Origin of the sequence: Pseudomonas sp. PAGU 2196, assembly GCF_022179005.1 — a bacterium.
Taxonomy (GTDB): domain Bacteria; phylum Pseudomonadota; class Gammaproteobacteria; order Pseudomonadales; family Pseudomonadaceae; genus Aquipseudomonas; species Aquipseudomonas kermanshahensis.
In genome coordinates this window covers 157,083-175,290 of the sequence record NZ_BNTL01000014.1, presented here as the reverse complement: position 1 = coordinate 175,290, position 18,208 = coordinate 157,083, and the positions used below count along the sequence as shown (strand labels likewise).

Genomic DNA, 18,208 nt, shown 5'->3' with positions numbered 1-18,208 from the left:
CGGGCAGTCCTCCTGGAATGGGCTTGCAATGCCTTGGAGTGTGCTCCACCGCGCATCGTTCAGCCCCTACAGCACGTTAGCAGCAGCACCCCGAACCCGCCATGCTGGTGATGACGCGCGATGTCGGCTAGCATCGCGGCTTTTACCGGGATTGTCTTTCCATGAAGATCGTCTGTTTCAACATCAACGGCCTGCGAGCTCGCCCGCATCAACTGGCGGCGCTGATCGACAAGCATCAGCCTGACGTGATCGGCCTGCAGGAAACCAAGGTCAGCGACGATCAGTTCCCTCTGGCCGATGTCCAGGCACTGGGCTACCACGTGCATTACCACGGCCAGAAAGGCCACTATGGCGTCGCCTTGCTGTCGCGCCAGGCACCGCTGAGCCTGCACAAGGGTTTTGCCACCGATGAGGAAGACGCCCAGCGCCGCTTCATCTGGGGCACCTTCGCCGATGCCGACGGCAACCCGATCACCATCATGAACGGCTACTTCCCCCAGGGTGAAAGCCGCGACCACCCCACCAAATTCCCGGCCAAGCAGCGCTTCTACAGCGACCTGCAAGCCCTGCTCGAAAACCAGTTCCGCAACGACCAGCCGGTGCTGGTGATGGGCGATATGAACATCTCGCCCCAGGACTGCGACATCGGCATCGGCCCGGACAACGCCAAACGTTGGCTCAAGACCGGTAAATGCAGCTTCCTGCCGGAAGAGCGCGAATGGATGGAGCGCCTTAAAGGCTGGGGCCTGGTCGACAGTTTCCGCCACCTGCACCCGGACGTGGCCGACCGCTTCAGCTGGTTCGACTACCGCAGCCGCGGTTTCGAGGATGAACCCAAGCGTGGCCTGCGCATCGACCTGATCATGGCGTCGCAGCACCTGGTGCCGCGGATCAAGGCGGCGGGTGTGGATTATGAGTTGCGCGGGATGGAAAAGCCGTCGGACCATGCACCGATCTGGCTGGAGTTGAGCTGACCCTGGTCAGGTGTAAGGCATTGGAGTTATAGCGCCTGTGGGATCGAGCGCCGCGCGGGCGGCGCTCGATCTCACAGGCGCTGTAAATCCAATGCCCTACACCTGGCTGCCCACACCCACTCAACCAAATCATCACCATCACCCTACAACCCCAACCGCAACGCCTCCCCTACCCCCGCCCCACGCGTATCGTCCGCCGCACTGACCAACGCAAAGTTATACGCCCCATGCGACCAGTACCGTGCCTCCAGTTGCCCATCAACCCGCTGCCCCTCGGGCATGCGTTCATAACGCTCACCCGGCGAGCGCAGAAACAGGCTGATGCGTTCCCCTTTGCCATCCTGAAACACCAGGAGCGCCGCAGGCCCTTGCTCGTTGCTGAGCAACCGCGCGCCCACCGGCCTGAAACCGTAACCCGCCAGGTCCGGCAACTGGCCTACCCGGCTAAAATGGCGCCCCAACCAGTCACGCAATTGAGTCGGGTCGCTGGCCTGGATATCCAGCGCCTCGCTACCGGCAAACAGCCGATGAGCCTGGACCGCATCGGCCATGGGCAGATCGACCCTGGCCAACATCGCATCCCGCGCCTGCCAACCGCCCAAACCACCCACACCAATCGCCAGCACGAGCACTGCCGCCGATGCCCAACGCCGTTGACGACGCTGGCGCAGCCGCTGCCTTAATTGGCCCAGATCTAGCTGCGCACCCCCCGGCTGCTCACCCAGGCCGGCGAGCGCCACACGCAGCCGCCGCGCATCGCTGCGCCAGCCCTCGACCCGCGCCGCTTCCTGCGGGTTGGCCGCCAGCCAAACCTTTACCTCTGCCCGGCGGGCAGGCGTCAGGCGCTCATCGATGTAGGCATGCAACTCATCTTCTGTGGGGATCAGGCGTGTCATTTCAGTCTCCGCAAGGCCGGGGGTTGAGGGTTGCCCTCGGTCAGTTCGCGCAAGGCATTGCGGGCGCGCGACAAGCGCGACATCACGGTACCGATAGGGATGCCCAAGGCCTGGGCGGCCTCTTTGTAACTCAAACCTTCGATGCTCACCAGCAGCAGCAAAGCACGCTGCTCCGCCGACAGCCGAGCAAAGGCACGCAGGTCGGCCTGGGCCAGCACGATGTCTTCGATATTGCCGCCAACGGGCTCGCTTTCCACCTCGGCGCGGCCGAACCAGGACAGCCAACGGGCATGCAGGCGGTCGCGGCGTTTGCCGTCAAGAAACAGCCGATAAAGGATGGTGAACAGCCAGGCGCGCAGCGCCTCAGCTTCACGTTGCTGGCCCTGGCGACTCAAGGCTCGCTCGACGGTGGCCTGCACCAGGTCGTCGGCGCTGCCCGGTTCGCGCGTCAACCACAAGGCAAAGCGGCGCAAACGTGCCAGCAGCTCGCGCCACTGGTGTTCGTCCAGATCGTGCATGGCTATGTCCCGGCCTCTGGGGTTGTCAGTGTAAGAGGCAGACGCCCGGTTACAAAATCTATTCCCGCCGAGGGAATAAGTTTTTCCCTGCAGCGTCGTACCGGCACCTTCACAGAACCGGACGATGATCATGAACTCACCTTTGCACGGCCCCGCCAAGGCCCTGCGCCTGGCGGCCATCGGCGCTGTCATGCTGGCTGCCGGCGCAGGCTTTGCCTATGCCGCCGGCTGGATCGGCGCACCTGAACTGACGCCAAAGCGCATCATCGACACCTTCGAGGCCCAGGCCGGGCACTACCCAGGCTACCGCAAGAACCACGCAAAAGGCCTCTGTGTCTCGGGCTACTTCCAGGCCAGCGGGCAGGCTGCCAGCCTGTCCACGGCCCGCGTGTTCAGCCAGGAACGCGTGCCGGTTATCGGCCGTTTTGCCATTGGCGGCGCCAACCCGTTCGCGCCGGACACGGCAATCCCGGTGCGCAGCCTGGCGCTTCAGCTCAGCACTGACGATGGGCAAGTCTGGCGTACCGGCATGAACAACCCGCCGGTGCTGGCGGTGGGTACGCCGCAGGCGTTCTATGAACAAGTCCTGGCCAGTACGCCAGACCCTGCCACTGGCAAACCGGACCCGGCCAGGCAACAAGCGTTTTTTGCCGCCCACCCCGAAAGCGCGGCGTTCCGCCAGTGGGCGGCGAGCTACAAGCCAAGCAACAGTTTCGCCAGTACCCAGTATCACAGCATCAATGCCTTCCGCCTGATCGACGCCGCCGGCGCGGCCCAGCCGGTACGTTGGCAACTGGAGCCGCAAACCCCGTTCACCGCCCTGCCAGGCCAGGTTGACGACAAACAATACTTGCAGCACGACCTGCAACAGCGCCTGGCCCAAGGGCCGCTGCGCTGGACCCTGCGCCTGGTCCTGGCCGAGCCTGGCGACGCCGTGGACAACCCGGCCAGCCCATGGCCTGCGCAACGGCGCAGCGTAGACGCCGGCACGCTTGTGCTCGAACAGGTCGACGCGCCTGAGCAAGGTGCTTGTCGCGACCTTAATTTCGACCCGCTGATCCTGCCCCACGGCATCGAAGCGTCTGCCGACCCGATTCTGGCCGCCCGATCCGCCGCCTATTCGGAATCGTTCAACCGCCGCAGCCGTGAATCGCTCGGCACTGGAGCCCGCCCATGAAACCTGAAGCCTTCCACCCCCTCGCCCGCCTGCTGCACTGGCTGATGGCGGTGTTGATTGTGGCCATGCTGTTCATTGGTGTGAGCATGGTCAGCGACCTGTCACTGCGCCACCCCGTATTGCTCAGCCTGCACAAGGCCACGGGCCTGGCCTTGCTGGTACTGGTGGTGTTGCGTATCGGCCTGCGTTTAGCCTTGCCACACCCACCGCTGCCACGCGACCTGCCACCGCTGCAGCGGTTCGCCGCCGGTGCCTCGCATGTGCTGCTCTATGGCCTGATGCTAGCCATGCCACTGCTGGGCTGGGCCATGCTATCGGCCGGCGGCTACCCGCGGCCCCTGCAATTGCCGGCAATCGCCCCCCACGACCTGCAGCTGTATGCCGTGCTGCGACAAGCCCACGGCTGGGCTGGCTACCTGCTGTTCGCGACGATCCTGGTGCACCTGGGCGCAGCGCTGATGCACGCTTTGGTGCGCCGCGACGGCGTCTTGCGTAGCATGTGGCCTGGCCCTCTGCGTCGCAGCGAATAAGTCGGTGCAGTTCAGGGTGTTCGACAATCGATAATAATGCTTACTAAGATCGGCGCACTTATCGCTGAACTTCTCTGGACTGCCCATGAACGTCGCAAAGGATCCTGCCACTCTCGTGCCTGCCAGCACGCTGGACTTACGCCCACTGCTGCTGGCCAACATGGCCTGCACCATGTCGATGATGGCCTTCGTTGCCCTGATAGGCCCAATCGCTCGCCAGCTCGGCATGGCCACCTGGCAGGCCGGTGCCGCTGTTACCGTCGCCGGGGTGGTCTGGGTGCTGCTGGCACGCCCGTGGGGCCGCGCCGCTGACCGGCTTGGCCGCCGCCGCGTGCTGCTGCTGGGAAGCGCAGGCTTCACCGTGGCCTACTGGCTGTTGTGCGTGTTCGTCGAAGGCGCGCTGCGCTGGATGCCGGGCGCAACCCTGGCCTTTATCGGCCTCATGCTCGCACGCGGCTGCATCGGCGCCTTCTACGCCGCCATTCCAGTGGCTTGCAATGCACTGATCGCCGACCATGTCGAACCGCAGCGCCGAGCCCGCGCCATGGCCTCACTGGGCGCGGCAAACGCGGTCGGCCTGGTGCTGGGCCCGGCACTGGCCGCCCTGCTCGCGCGCTACAGCCTGAGCCTGCCGTTCCACCTCATGTCGCTGCTGCCGGCCACCGCGTTCTTCGTGTTGCTGTTCACACTCAAGCCACAAGCGCTGGCGCACACCCATGCGCCCAGCCCTGTGCAACTGAGCGACCCCCGGCTGCGCCGGCCTTTGCTGGTGGCCTTCAGCGCCATGCTCAGCGTCACCGTGTCACAGATCATTGTCGGGTTCTTCGCCCTGGACCGCTTGCAGTTGGGCCCGGCGGACGCGGCTCAGGTCGCCGGCATTGCCCTGACCACGGTCGGTGTGGCGCTGATCCTGGCCCAAGTGGTGCTGCGCCAACTGGAATGGCCGCCGCTGAAGATGATCCGGGTGGGCGCCAGCGTGTCGGCCGTGGGCTTTGCCTGCGGTGCGCTGGCGACCACCGCGCCCTGGCTGTGGGCGTGCTTCTTCGTCGCTGCGGCCGGCATGGGCTTTGTGTTCCCGGCGTTTTCGGCGCTAGCGGCCAATGCCATGCAGGCCTCGGAACAAGGCGCCACAGCGGGCTCGATCGGCGCCGCCCAAGGCATGGGCGCGGTGATCGGGCCACTGGCCGGCACCCTGGTGTATGCCCTTGACCCGCGCTTGCCGTTCCTGGCGGTAGCCGCGCTGTTGCTGCTGGTCGGGCTATGGCCGATGCCACGCGAACCGCGTGCCTGATAAGCACAGCGCGCAAGCGTGCAGAGTGTGTTTTAATGCGTCGCTCATTATTTTTGACACCTCTGATTACAAGGCGGCTATGGACACGGGGACGCGACTCAAACTGGTGCGTGAACGCAACAACCTCTCCCAACGGGAACTGGCCCGCCGCAGCGGGCTGACCAACTCGACGATCTCGCAGATCGAACAGAACCGCGTCAGCCCTTCGGTCAGCTCCCTGAAAAAACTGCTCGAAGGGATCCCGATGAGCTTGGCGGAGTTTTTCAGCTTCGACGAGCCGGTGCGGGAAGAGCGCTTCGTGTTCCGCGCCAGCGAGCAGCCAGACTTGGGCCGTAACGGCCTGCGCATGCTGTTGGTAGGTGCCAGTGTCGAGGCCCGTCAGATGCGCATGCTGCGTGAACTGTACGCACCCGGCGCCGATTCGGGCGAGCCGATCGTGCATGCAGAAGGCGAAGAGTGCGGCCTGGTCACCCGCGGCACCGTCGAATTGTGGGTCGATGGCCAAGTCAGCGTGCTCAATTCGGGTGATGGCTACTACATCCCCACTACCCTGCCGCACAGCTTCAAGAACATTGGCCAGGATGAGGCCGAAATCATCAGCGCCAACACGCCGGCGAACTTCTGACCGTGAACCGCCCAGGCACCGTGAACACACGGGCCGCGTATCAGCGCTTGCGTGACGCAGCCCTGGGCGTCCACCCCGTGCACATCACCGCCCAGCGCGCCGAAGGGCTGGTCGATGTGCTGATCGAAGGCTGGCAGTTGACCTTGGCCGTGGATGCAGAAGGCCTTGCTCAATGCGTCCAGTGCGTGGCCCCCAACGGTGATCAGGCCGGCCTTGAAGACTGGCACCGCTACGGCACCAATCCCACCGACCTGCTCAGCCTGTGGGAACGCACTCAGCTGGAAGCACGCCTGGCCGGTTGACGCAGCGCGTCCTCGACAAAATCCAGGCGGTCTTGCCCAAAGAACATCTCATCACCGACAAAGCAGGTCGGCGCACCAAATACACCGCGCGCAACGGCTTCCTCCGTCGCCTGCTTCAGGGCCGCCTTCACCTGCGCGTCGCTTGCCAGGGCAGTGAGCGCGGCAGGGTCAAAGCCGGCCTGTTCCAGCGTCTGCTGCAACACCGCCGCGTCACCCAGGTTGCGTCGCTCGGCCCACAGGCCGTTGAACAATGCCCGCAACAGTGCCTCGAAGCGCTCCGGTGCTTGCAACTGTGTGCCGATTACACCGCGCATCAGCATCAGGGTATTCATCGGGAAGCCCGGTGGAAGCCCAAACGGCACACCATAGCGCGCTGCGAAGCGTGCAAGGTCGGTAAACATGTAGCGGCCCTTGGCTGGGATCATTGCCGGCGAGGCATTGCCGGTGGCCTGGAATACCCCACCCAACAGCATGGGCCGATAATGCAGCGCCGCGCCATGGCGGTCACAGATACCCGGCAGCTGGGTCCACGCCAGGTAACTGGCGGGGCTGCCGAGGTCAAAGAGGAATTCGACGGTCTTGGTCATGGGTACGGTCCTTGGTCGATGAGGGGGCTTACCAGCGTTCCATCCAGGGGCGCAGGTCCAGTTCGAATGTCCAGGCATCTCGCGGTTGGGCGTGGAGGAACCAATAGCTGTCGGCAATATGGGCCGGGGCGAGAATGCCATCCTGGTCCTTGAGGGCGTAGCGCTCGGGGAAACTGTCGCGGATGAACGCGGTATCGATTGCCCCATCCACCACTACATGGGCGACATGGATATTGCGCGGCCCCAGCTCACGCGCCATGCTCTGGGCCAACGCCCGCAAGCCGTGCTTGGCACCGGCGAATGCGGCAAAGCCAGCAGCGCCACGGGTACCTGCAGTAGCGCCTGTGAACAGAATCGTGCCGCGCTCACGCACCACCATGCGCCGAGCCACCGCCTGCGCTGTCAGAAACCCGGCAAAACAGGCCATCTCCCAAATCTTGAAGTATTTGCGCGGCGTTTCGTCGAGAATGCTGCAAGGCACATTGGCGCCGATATTGAAGACAAACGCCTCGATTGGGCCGATATCGCGCTCGATGGTTTCAACCAGCGCGGCCACCTCTTCCTCCTTACGCGCATCGGAGCCAAAGCCATGAGCCTGGCCACCTTCGGCGCGGATCTCGTCCAGCAGCGGTTGCAGCTTGTCCGCCTGACGGCGAGTGACGCAGGCCACGTAGCCCTCCCGCGCGAAGCGCTTGGCGATCTCGCCCCCCGTGGCATCCCCTGCGCCGATCACCAGCACTACTTTTTGTGGTTGAGTCATGTGCGCCCCTTTGGTGAATGATCGTTTAGTAAACGAACGCTATGTTATGATCACCCCCATCGTCAAGCCAAGCGCGCAGAGGCAATTGAATGCGCTATACCAGCGACCACAAGCAACAAACCCGCGAAAAGCTGCTGGCCACCAGCGGTGCACTGGCCAAACGCGGCGGTTTCACCAGCACTGGCATAGCCGGGCTGATGAAAGCCATCGGGCTAACCGGAGGTGCCTTTTACAATCACTTCCCTTCCAAAGATGACCTGTTCACCGAAGTCGTTCGCCAGGAACTGTGCAACAGCCCGCTGGCGCGCCTGGCCAGCCAAGGTGCCAGCCGCGAGCGCCTTGGCCGTTGCCTGCAGCAGTACCTGAGCCTGGCCCACCTGCACAATGCCGAAGAGGGCTGCCCCTTGCCGCCGCTTGGGGTGGAAATCGCCCGGGCAGATCAACCGGTGCGTGAGGTGGCCGAACATTGGCTGGTCGAGCTGCACAAAGCCTGGAGCACAACACTGGAGGATGAACAACTGGCCTGGGTGTTGATCAGCCAGTGCGTCGGTGCGCTGCTGATCGGGCGCATGCTCGCCAGCGAAGCCGTGCAGTCCGAAGTACTCGATGCCAGCCGCAGCTTCGTCGAAAAGGCCTTGAATGAAAGCCGTTAACCTGTTGCTTGGCTTGTTTTTGAGCGTGCCCGTGTTTGCTGAACAGACCTGCCCTCCGGGCCAGTACCAAGTCTGCCTGATGGGCTGTTTCTGTGCGCCGGTCGACCCAGGCCAGGCCGGGCAGATCCTCAAGGACGTCGAAGCCATGGCCTCAACCAGCCTGGCCTACGCGTTGCGCCAGGCCCGTGACGAAGCCAACGCCAGCGGCAGTGAGCCGATCCCGCTACACATCCGCGCCCAGCTCGAACCCTGGTATGACTTTGCCGTGCTCAATGCCGCGCGCTTCAGGGTTGGCGATGAACAGCAGATGAGCGCAGCCAACGCGATGCTGCAAAACCCCGATGTGAATGCCGTGACACTGATCGACACGATCATCTTCCGCCACGCCAGCGATGCAGAAGACAATGTGGCGCTGTGGGCGCACGAGCTCAAGCACGTGCAGCAATACCAGGCATTAGGCGTCGATGAGTTCGCCCGGCGCTACACGCGTGACTTCAATGAGTTGGAAGGCCCGGCCTACAAGATAGAGGCGGAGGTTGCCAAGGCGTTAAGAGCGCGCAGCTCCGGCCAGGCCCGGTGATATGACAAAGAACCTCAAGAACAATACATAACTACCTGACTTAGTAGATATTTGATGAAGATAACAAGGTCCGAACCTGCGCAGTCACCTGTGGGAGCGGCTTGCCCGCGAAGAGGCCGGAACAAGCACCACAAGACAGTCGCTCTCACACAGTCAGCATTACCTATACCCCTTGTCTATCAAGACGATACAGTGGCCTTCTCACCCACATCCTCACGGCTGGCATAACGCTGCGCCAGCACCGCGCACACCATCAACTGGATCTGATGGAACAGCATCAGCGGCAAAATCATCGCGCCAATGCCACTGCCCACGAACAGCACCTGAGCCATCGGCACGCCGGTCGCCAGGCTCTTCTTCGAACCGGCGAACAGAATGGTGATGCGGTCTTCAAGGTCAAAGCCCAGCACCTTGCCAAGGAAACGGGTGCCATACAGCACCACCGCCAACAAAATCCCGCAGACCACGAACAGCCCCGCCAGGTGCTGTGGCGATACCGTGTGCCACAGGCCCGTCACCACCGCTTCACTGAACGCGGTGTACACCACCAGCAGGATCGACCCCTGGTCCACGACCTTGAGCCAGCGCGCGTTGCGCTTGACCCATGCGCCGATCCAGCGGCGTGCGATCTGCCCGGCCACGAAGGGCACCAGCAGCTGCAGGGTGATTTTCAGTACGGCATCCAGCCCCGACCCGGTGTCACCGCTGGCGCCCAGCAACATCATCACCAGCAGCGGCGTGAGGAAGATGCCCAGCAGGCTCGAAGCGGCAGCGCTGCAAATGGCGGCCGGCACGTTGCCGCGGGCCAGGGAGGTGAACGCGATGGCTGACTGCACAGTGGCCGGCAATGCACACAGGTACAGCACGCCCAGGTACAGCTCATTGCCAACCAGCGGCACGAACAGCGGCTTGAACGCCAACCCCAGTAAGGGGAACAGTACAAAGGTGCAGGAGAACACCAACGCGTGCAGGCGCCAGTGCCCGGCCCCGGCGATGATCGCTTCGCGCGACAACTTGGCGCCGTGCAGGAAGAACAGCAGGCCGATGGCCAGGTTGGTCAGCCAGCCAAAATACACTGCACCGTCACCCGAGCAGGGCAGCACGGTGGCGATCAGCACCACCCCGAGCAGCGCCAGGGTGAAATTGTCGAATAACATCCGCAAATACTTCATCACAGGTTCCGTCTTGTCATTGTGCAAGGGCAGACGATAAGGTCTGCGGCTTTTCTTCGCTAACGCCGGAACCCCCACAGGTGTCGATGAACGGACACAACCCCACAAAGGACCTGCCCATGTTGCTCCCTCGCCTGGCCGCACTTGCTGCCGCCATCACATTCGCCATGGGCCACGCAGCCGCTCAGGCTGACGACACGCTGCAAGCACGCGTCGACCCCCTCATCCGCACACTGATGCAAGAGCAAGGCATCGCCGGCATGGCCGTGGCGGTGTACGCCCACGGCCAGGCGCACTATTTCAACTATGGCGTGGCCAGCAAGGCCGAGGGCACGCCGGTTACCCAAGACACCCTGTTCGAGGTCGGCTCGTTGAGCAAGACCTACACGGCTACCCTCGCTGCCCTGGCCAGCGCCGAAGGCAAACTGGACCTTCAGGCCCCGGCAAAACGCTATCAGCCCGCACTGGCCGGGGTGCCACTGGGAGACGCCGGCGTGCTGGAACTGGGGGCCTACAGCGCCGATTGCCTACCGTTGCAGTTCCCCGATGAAGTGCAGACGCCGCAACAGGTGGTGGACTTCTTCCGCCACTGGAAGCCTCGCGCCGCGCCGGGCACCCAGCGCTGCTATTCCAACCCAAGCCTGGGCCTGTTCGGCGATTTGGCGGCACGCGCGCAGCAGCGACCCTTCGCGGAGCTGATGAGCCAGGGCCTGCTGGTGCAACTGGGCCTGAAACACACCTACCTGCAGGTGCCCGCCAGCGCCCAAGGGCTTTATGCCCAAGGCTACGACGCAGAAGACCGCCCGGTACGCGTCAGCCCAGGCCCTTATGCCGATGAAGCCTATGGCATCAAGACCAGCGCCAGCGACATGTTGCGCTACGTGCGCCTGCAGATGCAGCCAGACGGCCTGCCCGCTGCACTGCAAAACGCCATCGCGATCACCCATAAGGGCTACTTCCAGGTCGGCGCCATGACCCAAGGCCTTGGCTGGGAGCATTACCCTTATCCGGTTGCGCTAGGCACCTTGATCGATGGCAACAGCCCTCGCCTGATCCGTGAGCCTCAGGCCACCACCCGCCTCGTCCCTGCCAGCCCTGCCCTGCGTGAGGCCTGGTACAACAAGACCGGCGCAACCAGTGGTTTTGGCGCGTACGCCGCTTTTATTCCTGCCAAAAACATGGCCGTGGTGTTGCTGGCCAACCGTAATTATCCGAACGAAGCCCGCGTGCGTGCGGCCTTCCAGATTCTTGAGGGGCTGTGAAGGCAGCGGCCGGTTTTACGCCGGCCAGCGCTTGGATTGTCGAACAACATGACAAAAATGTAGTGCCTAAAAATATTCACTACAAAACTGTTGACGCCGTTCATCGCGCTTGGGCATGATTGAGTCGTCTCCCCGATCGGGAGCGGTGGCAAGGGTGTTCCAGACGGCTTGCGCGGTAACGCAGGCCGTCCGTGGAGAGGGAACTGTCCAAAAGGCAGCGTGTGAAAGCCCCTGTTGCGATGCTGCTGTAGCAGCCTTGGTAGTGCGCTACACCGTGGTAGCGCCAACTGTGAAAATCACCTACGAATGGGTAATGGGGGCTTTATGATGAACTTGAACAACAATCCCACAATCGACCAATTGGCCCAGCTGTTCGCCGTGCGCAAGGACAGCCTCGACGACCATCTGCTGTGGGTCAGCCAGACCGGTGAGGTGCGTCTCGACCGCCTGCCACCGAACACCATCGAAGCTGAATTCGAAGAGCACCTGCCCAGCATGCGTGCACGCTTCAAGGTCTACCGCCGTGGCCAAGGCTACGTTGGCAAGAAGGCCGCTGCCGACACCGAGTTCGTTGGCCGCGTGCTGCAGACCCTGCAACAAGAATGGCCCGCCGCCCGTGAGCGGCAGGCAGTCAAGGTGATCGAACCGCTCAACTGAGTGGCTACCCGCACCCTCAAGCCCGGCCCCAAAAGGCCGGGCTTTTTCATGCGCGCCTACGCGGTTGCGCCATGGCTGGCAGCGGCAAGGCGCCGGTAGCCAGTGCCCGGGCCCGCTCGACGCCCCAAACCAGCGCACGGGTCATGGTCTCGCCAGGGCGTGAGGGGTAATACTCTTCCAGCACTGCCCGGCCATTGCCGGCGTACACACCGAGGAACAACTGGGTGGCGCCGAGGCGCGACAACCGCACCTGCACATCCAGCGTGGTGCCGTCACTGAGTGCTTCATCGTGGCTGCGGCTGTGCAGTTGAGCGTCGGCCCACTGCCAATAGGTCTCTTCCCTGACTCGCATGAGCGTTCAATCTCCGTTTGCTGAAATGCCGCGCCAGAAAACCACATCTTCGCAAGCCCGGCGAGCGCAACCCAGCGATGCCATGAGCAGCGTCAACGAATGGCAATAAAAACCCCGCCGTTTGGCGGGGTTGCTGGAGCGGGATCACTTTTTCAGCGGAACCCGCGGCATGAAGCGGCCCTTCTTGGTGCGCTGCAGATGTGCAGGCTGAAGCTGTTCCGAATCATCCAGCGTCATGTTGGCGAAGCCCAGACGGAATGCCGACTGGCCGCAACGCACCTGGCTGTTGATCGGGAATGCGTCGTTCAGGTCTTCAAAAAAGGATTCGCTCATGCCCAGTCTCCCTCCAGTGGTGGTCGCGCCGGCAAGCAGATGGATTGCCTAGGTGAACGCGGCCGGTAAAAGTGAGACTAGCTGGTCATTTGCAGACTGCCTGGCCAAACGCTTTACGCCCGACCAGTGGCACATGGCCTTACTTCAGGCGGACTGCCGTACCGGTGGCGAACACCACGACCATGCCACCCTGCACCGATGGCATGCTGATTTCGAAATCCACACCGACTACGGCATCAGCATTCAACTGCCGAGCGCGCGCTTTCAACTCTTCGGTAGCCTGTTCGCGGGCCTCGCGCAGTGCGCTCTCCAGGGTTTGTGAACGGCCACCGAAGAAGTCGCGGAAACGCGCGAAGAAATCCCGCACAAAGTTGATGCCCTGCACGGACTCAGAACTGACGACGCCCAGGTAGTCGGCAATCGGACGGCCTTCGAGCTGGCTGGTGGTGGAGATGATCATGAAAGTGCTCCGTTGGCCTGGCGAAAAGCGCCAATTCTAACAGAGCACTGGCAGCCCGGCGTCAGGAGGCGCTGGCCGCACGTAACCGCTGGCCGATCTTCGCGCCAAACACATTCACCAGCAGCCCGACCATCACCAGCAACGCGCCCCACCCCTGCAACACGGTCAGGCGTTCCCCCAGCAACCAGGCCGAGGAGCTCAAGCCAATCACGGGGACCAGCAGCGAGAATGGCGCGACCTTGCCCGCTGGGTGGCGCGACAACAGCTTGCTCCACAGGCTGTAGCCGAGCATGGTGGCGACGAATGCCAAGTACGCTAACGCCAGTACCGAGTTCCAACCGATGTTGGCCAAGGCATGGCCGATGCGCTCAGGCCCTTCCAGCCACCACGACAAAGCCAAGAATGGCAACGGTGGAATCAGCCCGCCCCAGATCACCAGCGCCACCAGGTCGACCGACCCGAAACGCCGCGTGATGATGTTGCCCACGCCCCACATCGCGCCCGCGCACAGGGTCAACAGCAGCGCAAGCATAGGCACATGGCCGCCGTCTTCACTGCCGATCAACGCCAACCCGCTGGCCGCCACCAGCAGCCCCAGCAGGCTGGCAAGGCGCAACCGCTCACCCAGGAACAACGCAGCGAAACCCAAGGTGAAGAATGCCTGGGATTGCAGGATCAACGACGCCAACCCCGGCGGCATACCGCTGTACATGGCCTGGAACAAGAAGGCGAACTGCCCCAAGGAGATCGTCGCGCCATAAGCGATCAGCCAGCGCCACGGTAGCTTGGGCCGCTTCACCAGCAATACCGCCGGGAAGGCCACCAACAAGAAGCGCAACGCCCCCAGCAGCATCGGCGGCAGGCCATCCAGGCCGACCTTGATGACCACGAAGTTGACTCCCCACGCAACAATCACCACCAGGGCGATCAGCAGGTCCTTGAGCGGCATTGCGACATCCTTCTTCAGGCTTTCTAGACATATTTCGTTACAGCATAAGGCTATTCCTTTTCCAGGGACCAGCACAGTTAGGGCGCAGGGTTGCGCAACAGTGTCACTGTTGCAGTCTTCATACGCCGTGGCATTCAACCATCAGTCGCGGTAACCCGGGGCCACCCGCTCCAGCATCCGCAGTAGCGCGCCCCACGCCAGCCCCACTGCATCCGGGTCCGACAGTTCGCCCTGCTTCAAGCCCTTCAGTGGCGCATTGAACTGCTGCTCGGTACGCTCACACACGGCGGCCGGCGGCAGGATCAATTGCCCGGCACTCTGCGCCGCCAACTGGATCTCGCAGGCTTTTTCCAGGTAGTACATGCGCAGGAAGGCTTCGGCGACAGAACGCCCGGTGGTCAGCAACCCATGGTTACGCAGGATCATCACCGGCCGGTCACCCAGGTCGGCCACCAAGCGCTGTTGCTCATCCAGGTCCAGGGCGATGCCTTCGTAATCGTGGTAGGCAACCTTGCCATGAAACTCCATGGACATCTGGTTGACCGGCAGCAGGCCACATTCCAGTGCCGCCACCGCACACCCGGCCCGGGTGTGGGTGTGCAGCACGCAGTGGGCGTCTTCGCGAGCCGCATGAATAGCACTGTGGATGACGAACCCGGCCGGGTTGACCGGGTGTGGGGTCGCCTCGACTGGCTGCCCATGCAAGTCGATCTTCACCAGGCTGGAGGCTGTGATCTCGTCGAACAGCAAGCCGTAGGGGTTGATCAGAAAATGGTGCTCCGGCCCAGGCACGCGCAGCGAGATGTGCGTGAAGATCAGGTCACTCATGCGAAAGTGAGCGACCAGGCGGTAGCAGGCCGCCAGCTCCTGACGCAGGGTCTGTTCGGTAAGGGTCATTTCTCGTTCGTCCTGTTAGAAAGGCAGCTGTGAACACTAGGCTATTTCGTAGCCCAGGCATTGAATCGCTGCTCCAGCTCTTCGCCATGGTCGACCCAGAACTCCACGTTCATCGCCAGCGCCCCCTGCAGGTTCTGTGGCGAGGTTGGCACCCAGCCGGCCAGCCCCGGGGCGAGCCTGGCCGCTGCCTGGGTGTTGGTCGGCCCATAGGGGATCTGCTCGACGTAACGCACCTGGGTATCGGGCTGGTTGGCATAGGCCATCAGCCGCTTGGCCTGGTCGACATGCCGCGAGCCCTTGATGATCGCCCAATAGTCCATGCCATACAGGCTGCCCGGCCAGACCAATGCCAGCGGGCTGCCCTGCTGCGCCGCCACCGCGATGCGGCCACTGTAGGTAGACGTCATCACCACATCGCCGGCGGTCAGCCACTGGGCCGGCTGGGCACCCGCGTCCCACCACTGGATGTAGGGCTTGAGCTCAGTGAGTTTGGCAAACGCGCGGTCAACCCCGGCGGGCGTTGACAGTATCGTGTACACGTCCTCGACCTTGACCCCATCAGCCAGCAAGGCGAACTCCAGGTTGTACACCGCACGCTTGCGCAGGCCACGTTTGCCTGGGTACTTGCTGACGTCCCAGAAGTCAGCCCATGAAGCCGGCGCCTGCGCCAGCTTGTTGCGGTCGTAGGCAATCGCCACGCTCCACACCAGGGCGGCAGAACCGCAGTCCTGCGCGGCATCCGGAATCAGCTCGGCAGCATTGCCCAGGCGCTGCCAGTCCAGCCGCTCATAGATGCCCTCCTCACAGCCGCGCATCAGGTCGGGCCCCTCGATCTGCACCACGTCCCAATCGACGTTGCCGGTATCGGCCATGACCTGAATGCGGGCCATTTCGCCGTTGTATTCGCTTTGGATCAACGCGCTGCCGTCCTGAGCACTGAAAGGCTTGAAGATCGCCTCGTCCTGGGCTTTCTGACCGGCGCCGCCATAGCCGACCACGACCATCTGCGGCGCAGCGTGCGCACTGCCCAAGCCAAGGGCCAGAAGCGCTGCGCAAAGGTGGGTTCTGCGAGGGAATGCATGCATCGAGGTTTCCTCCTGCCGGTGCCCAAGGGCCCGATTTCTTGTTGTTGTGAGGTCACGCCCTCACCAGTGAGGGTGAAGAAAACCTAGCCGCGCACAAGTAAAAAAACAAGTTGATTTTTTACTTTAGGTACACTTTTATAAACAAAACAAGAACAACACCGCACCGGAGCCGCCCGTATGCAAACTGCCTTTCCCCACCTGTTCGAAGCCTTGCAGATTCGCGGCAAACGGCTGAAGAACCGCATCATGTCCACGGGCCACGACACGTGCCTGCCCACCGACAACCTGGTCAACGACAAGCTCATCGCTTACCAGCGTGACCGCGCCGCCGGTGGGGTTGGCCTGATTGTGCTGCAGGTGGCCGGTGTGCATGACAGCGCCCGCTACACCTCCCACGTGCTGATGGCCACCGACGATGCCTGCATCGACGGTTACCGGCGCCTGGCCGAGGCCTGCCATGAACACGGCACCGTGGTGCTGTCGCAGCTGTTTCACCCGGGGCGGGAGATCATGGAATCTGCCGACGGCTTGCTGGCAGTGGCCTATTCGGCCTCGTCAGTGCCCAACGAGCGCTTCCGGGTGATGCCGCGCGCGCTGGACCAGCCGATGATCGATGACATCATCCAGGGCTATGCCAGCGCCGCCCGCCGCCTGCACCAGGCGGGGCTGGATGGCGTCGAGGTGGTCGCCAGCCATGGTTACCTGCCTGCGCAGTTTCTCAATCCTCGGGTCAACCTGCGCACCGATGGTTACAACGGCGGCCTGGAGCAGCGCCTGAGATTTCTGCGCGAAGTGTTGGCGGCGGTGCGCGCCGCCACCGACGAACACTTTATCGTCGGCCTGCGCATCAGCGCCGATGAGCGTGACAGTGAAGGCCTGAGCGAAGACGAGTCGCTGGCGGCCGCCGAAGCGTTGCAAGGCCAGCTCGACTACCTGCACATCGTCGCCGGCACCTCAGCGTCCCTGGGGGGCGCGGTGCATATCGTCCCGCCCATGGCCATCGAGCCGGCCTACTTGGCGCGCGAAGCCGGCACGTTCAAACAGCGCCTGGCCATTCCGCTGTTCGTTACTGGGCGCATCAACCAACCCCAAGAGGCCGAGCTGATCCTGGCGCGTGGCCAGGCCGACGTGTGTGGCATGACCCGCGCATTGATCTGCGACCCGATGATGCCGACCAAGACCGAGCATGGCCGGGTTGAGGACGTGCGCGCCTGCATTGCCTGTAACCAGGCATGCATTGGGCATTTTCACCGCGGCCTGGCGATTTCCTGCATTCAGCGCCCAGAAACCGGCCGCGAACTGCAGTACGGCCAGATAACGCCCACCCCAGCCCCCAAGCGCATTCTGGTTGCAGGCGGCGGCCCCGCAGGCATGAAGGCGGCCGCCGTCGCCGCCGCGCGCGGCCACCACGTCACCCTGTATGAGGCCGGCCCGCAACTGGGTGGCCAGGTGCTGCTGGCGCAACTGCTGCCCCGGCGCAGCGAATTCGGCGGCGCCAGCACCAACCTGCAACGGGAAATGGCCTTGGCCGGCGTGGAGGTGGTGCGCAACACGCGGGTCGACCGCGCACTGGTCGAGCGCGAGCGGCCCGACCTGGTGATTGCCGCCACCGGCGCCACGCCCTACTGGCCGGCATTCGAACGCGCCGGCGAACTGCAGGTAGTGGATGCCTGGCAAATCCTGCGCAACGAGGTCACCCCAGGGCGCTCGGTCCTGGTCATCGACTGGCGTTGCGACTGGATCGGCCCGGGTATCGCCGAGCGCCTAACGCGCGAAGGGCATCAGGTGCAATTGGCGGTGAACGGTACCCATTGCGGCGAGAACCTGCCGCTGTACGTGCGCGATCAACTGGCTGGCGAGCTGCACCGCCTGGGTATTCCCATCACGCCCTACGCCCGCCTCTATGGCTGCGATGACAACAGCGTGTACTTGCAGCACACGGCCAGCGGCGAACCGATGATCTTCGAAGGCATCGACACCTTGGTGCTGTGCCTGGGCCACCAGCCAAACGACACCTTGGCGACGGAGCTGGCCGGCCTGGTCGAAGTTCGGCGCATCGGCGACTGCCTGGCACCGCGTACCGCCGAGGAGGCGATTCACGATGGCCTGACGGTTGCCTGGGCGCTCTGAGACTGTACATACTGCCGT

At 63.3% G+C, this 18,208-nt stretch carries 22 protein-coding genes; 11 read left to right on the top strand and 11 right to left on the bottom strand.

Features of this window, described 5'->3' with window-relative positions:
- Positions 1 to 161: 161 nt before the first annotated feature.
- Complete coding sequence (gene xthA / locus MFF34_RS14790; RefSeq protein WP_027594805.1) at positions 162 to 974, top strand: exodeoxyribonuclease III; 813 nt, start codon at positions 162 to 164, stop codon at positions 972 to 974.
- Positions 975 to 1,117: 143 nt separating this feature from the next.
- On the opposite strand, the gene MFF34_RS14785 is transcribed toward xthA, so the two are convergent.
- Both MFF34_RS14785 and MFF34_RS14780 read right to left on the bottom strand, forming a co-directional pair.
- Complete coding sequence (locus MFF34_RS14785; RefSeq protein ID WP_238214917.1) at positions 1,118 to 1,870, bottom strand: anti-sigma factor; 753 nt, start codon at positions 1,868 to 1,870, stop codon at positions 1,118 to 1,120.
- The gene (locus MFF34_RS14780) at positions 1,867 to 2,388 is read right to left on the bottom strand and encodes a sigma-70 family RNA polymerase sigma factor (RefSeq protein WP_238214916.1); all 522 of its coding nucleotides are present in this window, start codon (positions 2,386 to 2,388) and stop codon (positions 1,867 to 1,869) included. Before MFF34_RS14780 ends, MFF34_RS14785 begins: the two co-directional genes overlap by 4 nt.
- Before the next feature lie 124 nt (positions 2,389 to 2,512).
- Here MFF34_RS14780 and MFF34_RS14775 point away from each other — a divergent pair, with 124 nt between their 5' ends.
- From MFF34_RS14775 to MFF34_RS14755, 5 genes are all read left to right on the top strand, one after another.
- Complete coding sequence (locus tag MFF34_RS14775; protein ID WP_238214915.1) at positions 2,513 to 3,565, top strand: catalase family peroxidase; 1,053 nt, start codon at positions 2,513 to 2,515, stop codon at positions 3,563 to 3,565.
- Positions 3,562 to 4,095, top strand: coding sequence for a cytochrome b (locus tag MFF34_RS14770; protein WP_085273489.1), 534 nt, complete (start codon positions 3,562 to 3,564; stop codon positions 4,093 to 4,095). The genes MFF34_RS14775 and MFF34_RS14770 overlap by 4 nt, the downstream gene beginning before the upstream one ends.
- 85 nt (positions 4,096 to 4,180) lie before the next feature.
- Positions 4,181 to 5,386 (top strand): MFS transporter, encoded by a 1,206-nt coding sequence (locus tag MFF34_RS14765; protein ID WP_238214914.1) that lies wholly within the window; start codon positions 4,181 to 4,183, stop codon positions 5,384 to 5,386.
- Positions 5,387 to 5,465: 79 nt separating this feature from the next.
- The gene (locus tag MFF34_RS14760; RefSeq protein ID WP_027594799.1) at positions 5,466 to 6,011 is read left to right on the top strand and encodes a cupin domain-containing protein; all 546 of its coding nucleotides are present in this window, start codon (positions 5,466 to 5,468) and stop codon (positions 6,009 to 6,011) included.
- Between the two features lie 2 nt (positions 6,012 to 6,013).
- A complete protein-coding gene (locus MFF34_RS14755; RefSeq protein WP_238214913.1) occupies positions 6,014 to 6,313 on the top strand; it encodes a hypothetical protein in 300 nt (99 codons plus the stop codon).
- On the opposite strand, the gene MFF34_RS14750 is transcribed toward MFF34_RS14755, so the two are convergent.
- The gene (locus MFF34_RS14750; protein ID WP_238214911.1) at positions 6,286 to 6,900 is read right to left on the bottom strand and encodes a 2-hydroxychromene-2-carboxylate isomerase; all 615 of its coding nucleotides are present in this window, start codon (positions 6,898 to 6,900) and stop codon (positions 6,286 to 6,288) included. The two genes, MFF34_RS14755 and MFF34_RS14750, sit on opposite strands and share 28 nt — an antisense overlap.
- A gap of 28 nt (positions 6,901 to 6,928) precedes the next feature.
- Positions 6,929 to 7,660: an SDR family oxidoreductase gene (locus tag MFF34_RS14745; protein WP_027594796.1), complete on the bottom strand. Its 732-nt coding sequence runs from the start codon at positions 7,658 to 7,660 to the stop codon at positions 6,929 to 6,931.
- 89 nt (positions 7,661 to 7,749) lie between these two features.
- Between MFF34_RS14745 and MFF34_RS14740 the strand changes: the two genes are divergently transcribed.
- Positions 7,750 to 8,313 (top strand): TetR/AcrR family transcriptional regulator, encoded by a 564-nt coding sequence (locus tag MFF34_RS14740; RefSeq protein ID WP_238214909.1) that lies wholly within the window; start codon positions 7,750 to 7,752, stop codon positions 8,311 to 8,313.
- Positions 8,300 to 8,893, top strand: coding sequence for a DUF4157 domain-containing protein (locus MFF34_RS14735; RefSeq protein ID WP_238214907.1), 594 nt, complete (start codon positions 8,300 to 8,302; stop codon positions 8,891 to 8,893). Before MFF34_RS14740 ends, MFF34_RS14735 begins: the two co-directional genes overlap by 14 nt.
- Positions 8,894 to 9,072: 179 nt before the next feature.
- Here MFF34_RS14735 and MFF34_RS14730 read toward each other — a convergent pair whose 3' ends face one another.
- Positions 9,073 to 10,065 (bottom strand): bile acid:sodium symporter family protein, encoded by a 993-nt coding sequence (locus tag MFF34_RS14730; protein WP_238214905.1) that lies wholly within the window; start codon positions 10,063 to 10,065, stop codon positions 9,073 to 9,075.
- Positions 10,066 to 10,184: 119 nt separating this feature from the next.
- Here MFF34_RS14730 and ampC point away from each other — a divergent pair, with 119 nt between their 5' ends.
- Both ampC and MFF34_RS14720 read left to right on the top strand, forming a co-directional pair.
- A complete protein-coding gene (gene ampC / locus MFF34_RS14725; RefSeq protein WP_238214903.1) occupies positions 10,185 to 11,327 on the top strand; it encodes a class C beta-lactamase in 1,143 nt (380 codons plus the stop codon).
- A gap of 324 nt (positions 11,328 to 11,651) precedes the next feature.
- Positions 11,652 to 11,984, top strand: a complete 333-nt coding sequence (locus MFF34_RS14720) for a hypothetical protein (protein ID WP_027594791.1) — start codon at positions 11,652 to 11,654, stop codon at positions 11,982 to 11,984.
- 46 nt (positions 11,985 to 12,030) lie between these two features.
- Here MFF34_RS14720 and MFF34_RS14715 read toward each other — a convergent pair whose 3' ends face one another.
- The 6 genes from MFF34_RS14715 to MFF34_RS14690 form a co-directional block, all read right to left on the bottom strand.
- Positions 12,031 to 12,336, bottom strand: a complete 306-nt coding sequence (locus MFF34_RS14715) for a hypothetical protein (RefSeq protein ID WP_027594790.1) — start codon at positions 12,334 to 12,336, stop codon at positions 12,031 to 12,033.
- Between the two features lie 144 nt (positions 12,337 to 12,480).
- Positions 12,481 to 12,669: a hypothetical protein gene (locus tag MFF34_RS14710; RefSeq protein WP_027594789.1), complete on the bottom strand. Its 189-nt coding sequence runs from the start codon at positions 12,667 to 12,669 to the stop codon at positions 12,481 to 12,483.
- Between the two features lie 139 nt (positions 12,670 to 12,808).
- Positions 12,809 to 13,129, bottom strand: coding sequence for a YbjQ family protein (locus MFF34_RS14705; RefSeq protein WP_027594788.1), 321 nt, complete (start codon positions 13,127 to 13,129; stop codon positions 12,809 to 12,811).
- A 61-nt stretch (positions 13,130 to 13,190) separates the two neighbouring features.
- Entirely contained in the window at positions 13,191 to 14,078 is an 888-nt protein-coding gene (locus MFF34_RS14700) for an EamA family transporter (RefSeq protein WP_238214900.1), read from the bottom strand.
- Positions 14,079 to 14,219: 141 nt separating this feature from the next.
- On the bottom strand, positions 14,220 to 14,975 hold the full coding sequence (locus MFF34_RS14695; protein WP_186676467.1) for a class II aldolase/adducin family protein: 756 nt from the start codon (positions 14,973 to 14,975) through the stop codon (positions 14,220 to 14,222).
- A 41-nt stretch (positions 14,976 to 15,016) separates the two neighbouring features.
- Entirely contained in the window at positions 15,017 to 16,060 is a 1,044-nt protein-coding gene (locus MFF34_RS14690; protein ID WP_238214899.1) for an ABC transporter substrate-binding protein, read from the bottom strand.
- Positions 16,061 to 16,237: 177 nt separating this feature from the next.
- Here MFF34_RS14690 and MFF34_RS14685 point away from each other — a divergent pair, with 177 nt between their 5' ends.
- On the top strand, positions 16,238 to 18,190 hold the full coding sequence (locus tag MFF34_RS14685) for an FAD-dependent oxidoreductase (protein WP_238214897.1): 1,953 nt from the start codon (positions 16,238 to 16,240) through the stop codon (positions 18,188 to 18,190).
- The last annotated feature ends 18 nt before the right edge of the window (positions 18,191 to 18,208 follow it).

Bases quoted from the DNA above. Each gene is read 5' to 3' on its own strand.
- xthA (WP_027594805.1), top strand. From the start codon at position 162: ATGAAGATCGTCTGTTTCAACATCAACGGCCTGCGAGCTCGCCCGCAT.
- MFF34_RS14785 (WP_238214917.1), bottom strand. From the start codon at position 1,870: ATGACACGCCTGATCCCCACAGAAGATGAGTTGCATGCCTACATCGAT.
- MFF34_RS14780 (WP_238214916.1), bottom strand. From the start codon at position 2,388: ATGCACGATCTGGACGAACACCAGTGGCGCGAGCTGCTGGCACGTTTG.
- MFF34_RS14775 (WP_238214915.1), top strand. From the start codon at position 2,513: ATGATCATGAACTCACCTTTGCACGGCCCCGCCAAGGCCCTGCGCCTG.
- MFF34_RS14770 (WP_085273489.1), top strand. From the start codon at position 3,562: ATGAAACCTGAAGCCTTCCACCCCCTCGCCCGCCTGCTGCACTGGCTG.
- MFF34_RS14765 (WP_238214914.1), top strand. From the start codon at position 4,181: ATGAACGTCGCAAAGGATCCTGCCACTCTCGTGCCTGCCAGCACGCTG.
- MFF34_RS14760 (WP_027594799.1), top strand. From the start codon at position 5,466: ATGGACACGGGGACGCGACTCAAACTGGTGCGTGAACGCAACAACCTC.
- MFF34_RS14750 (WP_238214911.1), bottom strand. From the start codon at position 6,900: ATGACCAAGACCGTCGAATTCCTCTTTGACCTCGGCAGCCCCGCCAGT.
- MFF34_RS14745 (WP_027594796.1), bottom strand. From the start codon at position 7,660: ATGACTCAACCACAAAAAGTAGTGCTGGTGATCGGCGCAGGGGATGCC.
- MFF34_RS14740 (WP_238214909.1), top strand. From the start codon at position 7,750: ATGCGCTATACCAGCGACCACAAGCAACAAACCCGCGAAAAGCTGCTG.
- MFF34_RS14735 (WP_238214907.1), top strand. From the start codon at position 8,300: ATGAAAGCCGTTAACCTGTTGCTTGGCTTGTTTTTGAGCGTGCCCGTG.
- MFF34_RS14730 (WP_238214905.1), bottom strand. From the start codon at position 10,065: ATGAAGTATTTGCGGATGTTATTCGACAATTTCACCCTGGCGCTGCTC.
- ampC (WP_238214903.1), top strand. From the start codon at position 10,185: ATGTTGCTCCCTCGCCTGGCCGCACTTGCTGCCGCCATCACATTCGCC.
- MFF34_RS14720 (WP_027594791.1), top strand. From the start codon at position 11,652: ATGATGAACTTGAACAACAATCCCACAATCGACCAATTGGCCCAGCTG.
- MFF34_RS14715 (WP_027594790.1), bottom strand. From the start codon at position 12,336: ATGCGAGTCAGGGAAGAGACCTATTGGCAGTGGGCCGACGCTCAACTG.
- MFF34_RS14710 (WP_027594789.1), bottom strand. From the start codon at position 12,669: ATGAGCGAATCCTTTTTTGAAGACCTGAACGACGCATTCCCGATCAAC.
- MFF34_RS14705 (WP_027594788.1), bottom strand. From the start codon at position 13,129: ATGATCATCTCCACCACCAGCCAGCTCGAAGGCCGTCCGATTGCCGAC.
- MFF34_RS14700 (WP_238214900.1), bottom strand. From the start codon at position 14,078: ATGCCGCTCAAGGACCTGCTGATCGCCCTGGTGGTGATTGTTGCGTGG.
- MFF34_RS14695 (WP_186676467.1), bottom strand. From the start codon at position 14,975: ATGACCCTTACCGAACAGACCCTGCGTCAGGAGCTGGCGGCCTGCTAC.
- MFF34_RS14690 (WP_238214899.1), bottom strand. From the start codon at position 16,060: ATGCATGCATTCCCTCGCAGAACCCACCTTTGCGCAGCGCTTCTGGCC.
- MFF34_RS14685 (WP_238214897.1), top strand. From the start codon at position 16,238: ATGCAAACTGCCTTTCCCCACCTGTTCGAAGCCTTGCAGATTCGCGGC.